The following is a 9,779-nucleotide window of genomic DNA, read 5'->3' on the forward strand; positions in this document are numbered from 1 at the left end:
TAAAATCCGTTTTCTTTTTGCTCTACACTTGCCATCTTATTCTTTATCAGCGGTTTTCACGTTGTCCCCCCATCTCCAAGCGGCCTAGATTTCCAAGATATTCGAGAATCCACTGAGGCGGGAGAGGTTGCGCTTGCGGGCCTTCTCGGTGATTCCATCGCCCGCGAGCATTTCCGAAATGGTCTCGTTGGAGGTCCAGAGCATGGGGCGCTGGCCTGCGGTGCGCTGCTCAAGGAGCGCATAGAGGTTGTCGACGACCGTTCCCGATGACTTGAGAGAACCGATGTCGTCGAAAAAGAGATAAGGCGTCCGCAAGCACCGTTCGAGCACTGCTTGAGCTTTCTTGGAGTGTTCGCCGAACTGATTTTGACAACACCACTGGTATTGCGAAGAGTTGATCCAAAAGATTCCCTTTTCCTCCCAAATGAGCTGTTTTGCGACCAGAGCCAGCACTCGGGTCTTGCAGCGTCCAGACTCACCGATGAGCCCGAAGAAAAGCCTCAACTCGTCAAACAGAGGCTCCTTTCTCCGGTTCAGCGGAATCTCTCCCCGGCTCCAGCTCATGGACTGCGCAAGGAGCCTCAGAGAAAAGCCCGGATAGTCCTTTTTCGTCTCCCGATAGACCGCAGGAACCGCCGATTCCCAACGCTTGGCACAGCGTTCGATGCGGGCGCGGCGTTCCTGTTCGCGCTTAAGGTCCTCGTTCAGTTGCTCTATGCACGGATCGCAGTAGACCGACTCGCTTTCGTCCGTCTCGGCGGTGATTTGGCCCTCCTCGTCAGCCACGAGCCCGGTGATGGGTTTGCCATCCGGAGAGAGCCAATCGAAGTGCTCGAACTCGTCCCCGCAGCGGGCACAAACGCGAATCTCGGGCTCGCTAAATCTCAACTTTTTCACAGCGGGCATTCGTCTTTGATTTCGATTTCCAGTTCAGGTTCAGCCAAGTCCTCTGCTCGGGCTACACTGGCCGTGCGCCCGCCGATGTCGGCTTCGCGGGATGACCTCGGGGTCTCGGGCTCCGGCGGGCTTTCCCACTGCCGGCGCTTCACCCATCGGTGCGCACCCTCGGCATAGCCACCCCGCCATTTCTCGGTCTGGCACCATGCCGCCAAGGCTGCCTTGAGCATGTCGAGGCTGGGCCTGTCAGCGGCCTTGATGCGTTTCCACTCCTCGCCGAGCTCCCGTTTGCTCGACCTCTCCCGGGAGACTTTCGGGAAAAGCGGCCACAGCTCGGCCACCACGTCCGCCGGAGGCGGGCAGGCGTCCGATGGCATCGGACAAGAGTTCCTTTCCTCTCCTTTACCCTCCCCTCCTCTACTCTCCTCTCCGCTGGGTGTGTCTTGGAATTTCGACGGCGGGTCTTGGGAGACGGGTGGCAGATTGTCGGCAGACGATGGAATTTCTTTGGCGGATAGCTGGCGGGGCTCGGGATTTCCTTGGTTCTCGGCGGACCCAATCTCTTCCAACCAGCCGACACTTTCCAACAACTCGATGGCAGGTCTCAGGATTTCCTCGGGAAGCCGTGTCAGGTCACAGAGGTCGTCCTCATCCATCAACGTGCCATCGGAATTCCGCATCTCGCCAGCTTTGCGCGCCTCTTGGGAGAGCGTCGGCATCACTTGGCAGAGGCTTTGGAAAACGCCGAAGGCAATCACGCCGGGAGCCCCCTGACGCATCAGCTTGCGGTAGCCCTTCGAGTCTGTCCCAGAGGGGGCGGAGAAGTAGGAGCAATTCTTGAGCTTGCGAGAGCCCGAGTTCTCGAACTTGTCCCACCATTTCTTGATTCGGATCACGCCGACACCTCCTCTCCACTGATGGCTGCATACAGCTCGGGGTAGACGCTGAGATAGTAATCCGCAAAGCGTCCCAGGGCATCCTCTAGCTTGGCGGTGTAACCATCACGCTCGATGCGCTTAGTCTGAATCGGCACATTCGGCTGGAAAGTGGCGAAATACCAGTAGTCGAGCCCGGTAATAGCCATGCCGCCATGAACCTGCTGAATGTAGCTATCCGGCAGGCCATGCGCGATGGTGTGGGCAAAGGCTCCGTTGTCCGGGCACTTGATTTCAAGCCCCGCCACGAACTCACCGCTCGCATTTTTAACGAGAGCATCTGGCGAGCATCCCGCCCAATCATCCTGACCGGTGACGAATCCGACCTCGATCACCTCGACGCCAACTTTTGCCATTTTCTCAGCAAAGGCTTCACGGGCCAATGGCTCCAAAACGTTGCCCCGCTCAGTGTGACGGTTGCCTTGGAAAGAGCCCTCGGGAGAGAGACCCTTCCCAGCCTTGTAGCTCTCAAGCACCAGCTCGGCGGCGAAGCTTCTCCAGTCGCCCGCATCCGCTCCCTTGGCGGTGATGATGCGGGAAAACTGGCTGGCAGTCGGTCGACCAGCGCGAGCGCGGAACCAATTCTCTTGGCCCTGCTCGATGGGCCAGATGCGGTCTTCGAGAGGTTTCAAAACAAGCCTCCTTTCCTCACAAAGCCCAGTTCTCCACCGTGCTCGATCTGGATGAAGATTCCCGGCTCCTCGCCCCAATACTTGCGGGCCGACTCGTCGAATACCTGGGAATCATCCCCCCAGAAACCCAAGTCGGTCATGCAATCGATGAGCAGCTTGTTCGAGTTCCCCGCATCCGGTTTCGTGGTCTTGGGTATTGCCGAAAACGCCCGGCGAACGGTCTTCCGCTCGCTCTTGCGCCAAGGGAATATCCATTCACAGGAGACCCGCACCGCGCCCTCGATTGGCTTGGCAGGCTTGAAGGGCAAGAGTAGCGTTTTGAAAAGCTTCTCAGCATCCTTGAGCGACTGCTTCTTGTAGTGAACAACAAAGTGCTTTCCACCCTTGCCGGGAACGACTCGCTCGCCCTTCTGCTGCGCTGTGGCAGTGGGAGGGTCAAGGCTGAGGAAGAAACGCACCTGCTTCATCTCATTAGCGATGGTCATTTCAGGTCCCCCTTTCGCAAGAGTTCCGCCCGCCGCTTGAGCGGACGCAATAAGGTCACCCGATTGAGGCCCCGCTCTTCGAGCTGGATCGCTTTTTCAATGATGAGCAAATCATCCTGCGACTTGTAGCCGCACTGCAACGAGGCCCGGCAATCGTATGCCGAGGCCAAGAGGCGATGGGCCTTCACCGCGAGTTCATCCTCACTCACTGGGTTACCCCCTTCCACGCTTGGTTAACGCCTTGGCCGAAGCGCGTTCCCTTCTCCTGATTCTCGGGGTAGATCAACCTTTCCTTGTGCTGTTTCAGCTCGCGGAAAACGTGCTGAACGACGGACGCAAACTGCTTCCACTCCTCTTCAGCGGTCATTCCCTCCACGGGGTGACGCTCCATCTCCGGGGATTCGATTTCGGGCTCAGCCGCGGACTTGGGTGGCAGGGGGGCGGGCTTGGCCGCTTCCTCCGCCTCGGCTTTTGCCTTCGCAGCCTCCTCTCGGGCTTTGCGGGCTTCTTCCTCGGCTTTCGCCTTGGCTTCCCGTGCCGCCTTCATATCCTTCCGGCGGATGAGTTCCATTTCCAGCTTCTCAATGGGCCAAATCTCCAAAGACCGCTTGTCAGGCACCAATCCTGGCGTTTCCTCCTCGGCGGCATCAATGAGACTGCGGGCCTGCTCAATGCGGGCATTTGTGGTCACGACAACCTTGTCGATGGCCTCGCGCATACTCTTGAGGTTGCGCTTCTGCTTGAGCGCCTCTTCAAAGTCCAAGCGGAAAACTTTCCTCTCGTCGGCTTCGATTCGGCTGATTCCATCCTCGACCAGCTCGGTCTTCACCTCGGCTTTCCTACTCTTGATCTGCCTCTCCATCGTCAACCGAGCTTCGCGAGCCTCGCCGCTCAATTCATCGATGTTGACGAATAGCCTGTTGACTTCTTCGGCTTGTTCGAGGGCCTTAGCCTTCGCATCGGTCAGAGCCTTCTCGACGGTCTTGAGGCTTTTCACATCCTGTTCCGCCTGCCCGAAATCCTCGTCGGTCTTGAGGTCCGTGGTCAGCTCTGCAAGCTGCTCGCGGAAGGCCTCCGCGAACTCAGACAATGAGCTCGAGACCACCTTGCCGGAGACCTCAATTTCCAGCGTGGGCATGGAGAGTTCATTTTTTGAGAGCTTCGCGGTCACATCAGACCTCCTTCCTCTTCGCCTTCGGCATCGCTCACGATTTCGAGCGATTCCACCGTTGAACGGTCGCCCTCGGTCTTGATGACAGCGCGGGCCCACTTGCCCTCATTGAATTCGGCAATGCCGCCGATGGTCTCGGAAAAGGTGCTGGCCTCGATAGTGGCGGGCTCGCCGTCGACTTGGAAGGTGATGATGTAGAGCTTCCAATCCCGGCCCGTTTTCTGGCTCTTTCCGGTCCTGGTCTTCACGCCGTCGATGATGAAGAGTTCGCCCTCGGGTTCGCTGGCTTCCTCCTTGCGGGGTTGCGCGGAGGCGGGAGCCGGCTCCTCGCTTCGCTCCAGCCGCTGGCCTCGTGGCTTGGGCATGGCGGGGCCGCTCGGCATGGAGGACGGGGCCGTCGGGGTCACGTCCCGCAGGGTCTCGGCCTCATCTTCATCGACGATGCCACCGATGCCGAAGGCTACCCGGGCCGCCTCCTTGATGGCCTTGTGCCGCAGCATCCGGCTCGGCATCTGGTTCCAGGGCTCGGTATTACGCGAGCACTCCGCGAAGTATTCCGAGATGCGCACGGGGTGCTTGCGGTCCTTCAGGTGGATGGTGCAAGTCGCATGGGTGGGCGTGCCGTTGTCATCGTGGAAGACGTCAACATCCATGCCGTCGAAGTTCGGTTGGCGGTTGATGATTTTCAGCCAGCCATCGACCGACACCACGGGCACGATGCCCCCGCCCTTCTTGGGGAAGGCATAGAGCTCCCGGAGAATGGGGTTGAGGTCGTAGGTGTTCGCCGTCACCGCCAGCGCGAGGAATTCCTCATTGGTCGGCGGGCGGGTCTGGCGGTTCTCAGTGACCGAAAACACGGTCTGTTTGAGCGTCTGGGTGAGGGCCGCATGGTCGACTTTCAACTTGCTGGCCAACGCCATCAGGGCGTTGTTCTGCGGAGTCTTGGGCTGGGAAAGAGTCGTGCTCACTTCGCCACCTCCATTTCCACCTTCGCCCCTGCCTTTTCGGCGAGTTCCACCAGCTTCTTCCCTTCGTTCTGATGGGCTTCAATCTCCGCCAGAAGGAGCTGGTTCGGATCGCGGATTTCACTTTCAGCCTCCAGCGAATGCTTCATGGAGAAACTCACCTTGTCGGCCTGCTTATTCTTGGCCAGGTCGATGGTCACCGAGTGGGAGATGGTCACTCGGTCCTCGCTCTCCTGCAGAAGCTCGAGGAGATCGTCTTCCTGTTCGACGAGGAGGGCTTCATAATTGCGAGCCGATTGCATGGCGATGCCGCGCAGCCGCTCATTTTGGATGTTGTCTAATACACTCATAGTTTAGTCAGTTGAGAGTTTGCCCGCCCCTTCATGGCGGCGCCGGGATGCTTTGGGTTTGTCTGGGCCTAGAGCACTGTCCTTTCCCTGCACCCCGAAAGCCCGACGCTCCGGGGAGACGTCAGGCTGGGGAGAGCTTTTTTGAAACGTGGAGTGCCCTCATTCCACGGTCGTCAGGGCGTCCCCATCAGAGAGTTATTTCACCTTCCGCTTCTCCATCTCCGCTTCGATGTCCGAGAGGAGGAAGCGGATGGATCCGCCGTTTCCGGTGGTGTCGTAATGAGGAAGGCGGGTCATCACCGTCTGAGGTGACCAATTGAGAATCCCGGCTGCTTCGTTCTTGGTCAGCCAGACCTTTTTCCCATGATTAGTAATCAGAGCCTTAACGAGCTCTCTCGTCGCTTCTTCAATGATTCGAGCTTCGTGCTCCGGTGAAAGTTGGATCATGATTTTGTGGGGATTGACCCTGCCCGCCGGAGCGGACAGGATCGGGTTGCTATGGAAAAATTGGATTTGGTTCTGGAAAAATTGGAGGCCATCGAGGGGCGGGTTGCCGCTATTGAGGAGCAATTGCCCTTGTTATATGCCTTCCTTACCCGTGGTTTTCTGGGCTTGGCTCAGGGGGCGAGTCCTGAGGAGTTCGACGATTTACTGATTGATGATTCCGCAGTTCGCGAAGCCCTCGAGCGCTTTCGACAGCTCGATGAGCCGCCTTCATCTTGATTTCATCCACTTGCTTCGGGTCGATCTTCTCGAAGCACTCAGGAAAGTGCTCTTGGAGCATGGCGTAGGCATCGGAAATTCCTACCGCCCGATGTCGCTCGGGAGCACCTGGCTCGGCTCGCAAGCCATCGGCCATCATGCGCCCAAGGTCGCTGGCAAGTCGAAGGATGCGGTCTCTCATCGCTGGCCCTCCTTTTCGAAGTAAGCCTTGCGGTAAGAGGCGAGGCGCTCTTGCAGTTCATCACAATAGCGGCTGTATTTCTCAATCAGGGAAAGACAACCCTCGATAGTCGCTGCCTGCCGCTTGATGAGGGCATCCTTGGAGGACTCATTCACTGACCACCTCCTTTCACGATTCGAGTGTTCTTGAAGTCCCTGACCGTGCAGAACGACTTCGTTCCCGAATCATAGCCGTCGAAAACGAAGCCCGAGCGAAGCTCGACCCAGTATCGTGTTCCCGGCGCGCAGCCCTGATTTTCTCCGAGGTCTACAAAGGCGATCCGCGGATCCTCCAAAAATGCCTTGGGAAGTCCCGGGCAGCCCGCTTTGGGTGTCAGCGTGCTCATGCCGTCTCCTTTCTCTTGGAGGTTTCAAGAATCAGTCGTGCTGTTTGCTTCGCGAAGTCCTTCACTACCTCGCCGATCGGACGGCATTGACTGATAGCTCGATCGCGCAAGAGGTCTTGCACATCAGGTGGAAATTCACGGATATCAATGTCCTCGACCTTCATTTCAGGTGGTTCCTTGCTCATTTCGTCACCAAAAATCACCTATTATCACCAATAGTCAACATTCAAAATCCATTTTTGTTGACATCCGGTGACATGCTGACACCCTAATTCCATGAATGAACCAAGTAGTGAGGAGTTTTTTCGATTCCTCGACGCACACAATATTTCCAATTCCGAAGCTGCCGAACTACTCGGGGTAGAAGCCCGAAGCCTTTCGAACTACCGCTCACGAGGCCTCCCGAAAAAGAAGCTCCCTCTGGCCGCCAGAATCATGGCTGAACGAGAAGGGGCGACATCTTACCAAATCCGAGAAAATCGGATCGCAGTGGAAATGACTGACCAAGAATTCGACCTCATTGAGAATGCCGCCAACATCGTGCAGACTCCCTTCCGAGACTTCGTCCTAAGGGCTGCCATCGCACGCGCGCGTCAAGAGATGTCAGTTCAGGAGGCCAACATCACCCCCCTTCGCCCCCGCCAGTCCGCGCACCTCATGGCCGCTGCGGGCTCTCCTATCTCTGCCGAGGTCCTCGAAGAAATGGACGATTCCGGCATCATCAGGGTGCAAATCTCCGGCCTTTCCATGGAGCCGAAGCTTCATGATGGCGACATCATTGAGATGCGGCACAAGTCAAAGGCGCGCTCGCACTTCATGAAAAAGGGTCTTATTTACCTCGTCGAGGTCGAGGGAGGCTACGCCGTGAAGCGCTACAACACCCGCAAGGCCCGCGAAGACGAACAAGACGCCGAATACCTCACTCCCACCGGCTCGGTAGGCGTCCTAGAATCGATCAACCCCGAATTTGAGCCCATCGACATCACTTGTCCCGTGGAATGGGTCGCTTGGTTGGAAGAACAATGAAAACGAATTCATTTGCCTTCTGGAAAGCAATCGGAATCGGTTGCTTTTTGAGTGCTGCCACGCTCTTAGCAGAGTCTGAGGCTGACCACGCCCGTGCTTGGGCAGACAAACACGGCGGTGAACTCGAGGTCAGACTTGCCGATGGCACCCGGGCCGACATTCTCACCGACACCCACGCCATCGAGGTCGAATGGGCATCAAATTGGGCCGAGAGTATCGGGCAAAGCCTTTGGTATGCGCGCATGAAAAAGCGGAGAGCCGGGGTGGTTCTCATTTTCAAGAAACCAACCGACCTCCGCTATGAATTACGACTCCGCGCCCTCATCCGCCAACATCAGATGCCAATTGATGTCTGGATTGTTGGGAAAGTAGAGTAGGTCTAGCCCTTGCAGATCCCACAAGCTTTGCCCTCAGATTTTGTGCATGCCCGACCCTTCTTGGTTTTCTTGTAGTAGCGACAACCAGAATTGTGCCTGACATTGGTCTCTGTGTTAAGCCAGTAGGTTTTCGACTGATTTTCGATTGCTACGGGAGACAACTGCTTGGGTTTTTCCTCTGCATAGGAGGCAAAGCCAAATGTGACTGCTAAAAGAGCAAGGAGCACCGTTTTCATCACACACAGACAAGCAGAAACACCTCTTTTCTTCTAGCTCTTTTCAGCGCTAGGCTGCTCTGCAGCCTCCTACCGACACGCTTCCACATGACCATCTAAGGATTGCGAAAGTTCATTTTTTTTCTAATCTCTCATCTCCAGACTCATTTCCCGACTAGATGGCCAAAAACCAGAACAATCGGAAATCCGAGCGCATCAAAGTCGGCTCGGTCTCGTTGACGATCTATCCAATCAAGAGAGCTGACCGGGGGCACGAGTATTGGAAGGCCATCTACTACGACCAAGACGGCAAACGCCGTTACCTCACCCGCTCTAGCAAGTCCGCCCTGAAGGAAGCGGCACGGGCCAAGGCCAGGGAAATCCACAACCAGACCCTTGACCTATCCGCCCTCACTGAGGAACAAGCCCGGCTCTGTAGGGCATTTCTCACGCTGAATCCGGATTGGGATGACATCGCAGACCTTCGAAACCGCAAGACAGCCCGAAACATTTCCACCGCGCAGGCATTCGAAGAATTCATCGCGACCAAGACCGCCAATGCTGGCAACTCCCCTCACAACGTCGATATTCTCAAAAAGCGCGTGGGCCCCCTTGCTGCCGCTTTTTCTGGCAAGCCTCTCTCATCCCTCACTCCTCCTCTTTTGGATCAATGGCTGGCCTCTTGCTCAAACTGGAGCGCTCAGACGCGCAAGAGGAGCCGCTCATCTGTCTGCACCTTTTTCACTTGGGCTCAGTCCCAAGGCTACCTGCCAGACGGAAAAACCGCCGCGCAGCTCATGGCAGCCCCTATCGTCACAAAATCCGCACCTGTGACCTACACCCCCGAGGAATTCCACCTCATGCTTGCTGAGGTCCGGCCGCAATATCTCCCGTGGCTGGCCTTGTCCGGCCTCGCTGGCATCCGTCGCGAAGAACTCTATCCACACGCCCGCAGTAAAAAAGACGCCCTCCGTTGGGAGGATTTTCGCTGGCGAGAAAAAATCATCGTCATGCCGGCCACAGTCAGCAAAACGAACAAAAAGCGCACGATCCCCATTTGCGACACCCTCTTTGCCTTGCTCACCGACTACCATTCAGCCTCGGGGAACTGCTGCGAGGGAAAGACGCCAGAAAAATCCCGCAATGGTGAAGAGAGCGAAACTCACCGCCTTGGGGCCCTTGTGGGAGGTTGGCGTCAAAACGCCCTTCGTCACTCGTTCGTCAGCTACCGTTGTGCTCTGGTCGGTCCAGGGATCGCCGCCAATGAGGCCGGAAATAGCGAAGCTCAGACCCGTGCAGATTATGAAGACTCGAAGAGCGAGGCCGAGGCTCTCCGCTATTTTTCTGCAAACCCATTGCAAACCCACAAAAAAAGCGACCGTTAAGTCGCTCATTTTTAGTTACTAAAATGGTGGAGGCGAGGGGGATCGAACCCCT

16 protein-coding genes are annotated in these 9,779 nt (G+C 56.8%); 4 read left to right on the forward strand and 12 right to left on the reverse strand.

The window, feature by feature from the left end; all coding sequences use genetic code 11:
* Window positions 1–84 precede the first annotated feature (84 nt).
* From JIN78_RS13260 to JIN78_RS13300, 9 genes are all read right to left on the reverse strand, one after another.
* Window positions 85–897 (reverse strand): hypothetical protein, encoded by an 813-nt coding sequence (locus JIN78_RS13260; RefSeq protein ID WP_200392465.1) that lies wholly within the window; start codon window positions 895–897, stop codon window positions 85–87.
* Window positions 894–1,793, reverse strand: a complete 900-nt coding sequence (locus JIN78_RS13265; RefSeq protein WP_200392466.1) for a hypothetical protein — start codon at window positions 1,791–1,793, stop codon at window positions 894–896. Before JIN78_RS13265 ends, JIN78_RS13260 begins: the two co-directional genes overlap by 4 nt.
* On the reverse strand, window positions 1,790–2,464 hold the full coding sequence (locus JIN78_RS13270) for a lambda exonuclease family protein (RefSeq protein WP_200392467.1): 675 nt from the start codon (window positions 2,462–2,464) through the stop codon (window positions 1,790–1,792). Before JIN78_RS13270 ends, JIN78_RS13265 begins: the two co-directional genes overlap by 4 nt.
* Window positions 2,461–2,949 (reverse strand): RusA family crossover junction endodeoxyribonuclease, encoded by a 489-nt coding sequence (locus tag JIN78_RS13275; protein WP_200392468.1) that lies wholly within the window; start codon window positions 2,947–2,949, stop codon window positions 2,461–2,463. The genes JIN78_RS13270 and JIN78_RS13275 overlap by 4 nt, the downstream gene beginning before the upstream one ends.
* Complete coding sequence (locus JIN78_RS13280; protein WP_200392469.1) at window positions 2,946–3,158, reverse strand: hypothetical protein; 213 nt, start codon at window positions 3,156–3,158, stop codon at window positions 2,946–2,948. The genes JIN78_RS13275 and JIN78_RS13280 overlap by 4 nt, the downstream gene beginning before the upstream one ends.
* Window positions 3,155–4,087 (reverse strand): hypothetical protein, encoded by a 933-nt coding sequence (locus tag JIN78_RS13285; protein ID WP_200392470.1) that lies wholly within the window; start codon window positions 4,085–4,087, stop codon window positions 3,155–3,157. The genes JIN78_RS13280 and JIN78_RS13285 overlap by 4 nt, the downstream gene beginning before the upstream one ends.
* Window positions 4,088–4,116: 29 nt before the next feature.
* The gene (locus JIN78_RS13290; RefSeq protein ID WP_200392471.1) at window positions 4,117–5,088 is read right to left on the reverse strand and encodes a recombinase RecT; all 972 of its coding nucleotides are present in this window, start codon (window positions 5,086–5,088) and stop codon (window positions 4,117–4,119) included.
* Window positions 5,085–5,435, reverse strand: coding sequence for a hypothetical protein (locus JIN78_RS13295; RefSeq protein ID WP_200392472.1), 351 nt, complete (start codon window positions 5,433–5,435; stop codon window positions 5,085–5,087). Before JIN78_RS13295 ends, JIN78_RS13290 begins: the two co-directional genes overlap by 4 nt.
* A 195-nt stretch (window positions 5,436–5,630) precedes the next feature.
* The gene (locus JIN78_RS13300) at window positions 5,631–5,882 is read right to left on the reverse strand and encodes a helix-turn-helix domain-containing protein (protein ID WP_200392473.1); all 252 of its coding nucleotides are present in this window, start codon (window positions 5,880–5,882) and stop codon (window positions 5,631–5,633) included.
* Window positions 5,883–5,933: 51 nt separating this feature from the next.
* Between JIN78_RS13300 and JIN78_RS13305 the strand changes: the two genes are divergently transcribed.
* Complete coding sequence (locus JIN78_RS13305) at window positions 5,934–6,158, forward strand: hypothetical protein (protein WP_200392474.1); 225 nt, start codon at window positions 5,934–5,936, stop codon at window positions 6,156–6,158.
* Window positions 6,159–6,335: 177 nt separating this feature from the next.
* Here the strand turns inward: JIN78_RS13305 and JIN78_RS13310 are convergent, their stop codons facing one another.
* Genes JIN78_RS13310 through JIN78_RS13320 form a run of 3 tightly spaced genes read right to left on the reverse strand, consistent with a single transcriptional unit; the run spans window position 6,336 to window position 6,909 of the window.
* A complete protein-coding gene (locus JIN78_RS13310) occupies window positions 6,336–6,494 on the reverse strand; it encodes a hypothetical protein (protein ID WP_200392475.1) in 159 nt (52 codons plus the stop codon).
* A complete protein-coding gene (locus JIN78_RS13315; RefSeq protein ID WP_200392476.1) occupies window positions 6,491–6,724 on the reverse strand; it encodes a hypothetical protein in 234 nt (77 codons plus the stop codon). The genes JIN78_RS13310 and JIN78_RS13315 overlap by 4 nt, the downstream gene beginning before the upstream one ends.
* Entirely contained in the window at window positions 6,721–6,909 is a 189-nt protein-coding gene (locus JIN78_RS13320) for a hypothetical protein (protein WP_200392477.1), read from the reverse strand. Before JIN78_RS13320 ends, JIN78_RS13315 begins: the two co-directional genes overlap by 4 nt.
* A 250-nt stretch (window positions 6,910–7,159) precedes the next feature.
* On the opposite strand from JIN78_RS13320, the gene JIN78_RS13325 reads away from it, so the two are divergent.
* The 3 genes from JIN78_RS13325 to JIN78_RS13335 all read left to right on the forward strand — a co-directional run bounded on the left by JIN78_RS13325 (window position 7,160) and on the right by JIN78_RS13335 (window position 9,727).
* Window positions 7,160–7,750 carry a S24 family peptidase gene (locus tag JIN78_RS13325; RefSeq protein WP_267907076.1) on the forward strand — a complete coding sequence of 197 codons (591 nt, stop codon included), beginning with the start codon at window positions 7,160–7,162 and terminating at the stop codon, window positions 7,748–7,750.
* The gene (locus JIN78_RS13330) at window positions 7,747–8,127 is read left to right on the forward strand and encodes a hypothetical protein (protein ID WP_200392479.1); all 381 of its coding nucleotides are present in this window, start codon (window positions 7,747–7,749) and stop codon (window positions 8,125–8,127) included. Before JIN78_RS13325 ends, JIN78_RS13330 begins: the two co-directional genes overlap by 4 nt.
* A 394-nt stretch (window positions 8,128–8,521) precedes the next feature.
* Window positions 8,522–9,727 carry a tyrosine-type recombinase/integrase gene (locus tag JIN78_RS13335; RefSeq protein ID WP_200392480.1) on the forward strand — a complete coding sequence of 402 codons (1,206 nt, stop codon included), beginning with the start codon at window positions 8,522–8,524 and terminating at the stop codon, window positions 9,725–9,727.
* The last annotated feature ends 52 nt before the right edge of the window (window positions 9,728–9,779 follow it).

It is taken from the genome of Roseibacillus ishigakijimensis, from assembly GCF_016595415.1.
Classification (GTDB): Bacteria; Verrucomicrobiota; Verrucomicrobiia; order Verrucomicrobiales; family Akkermansiaceae; genus Roseibacillus; species Roseibacillus ishigakijimensis.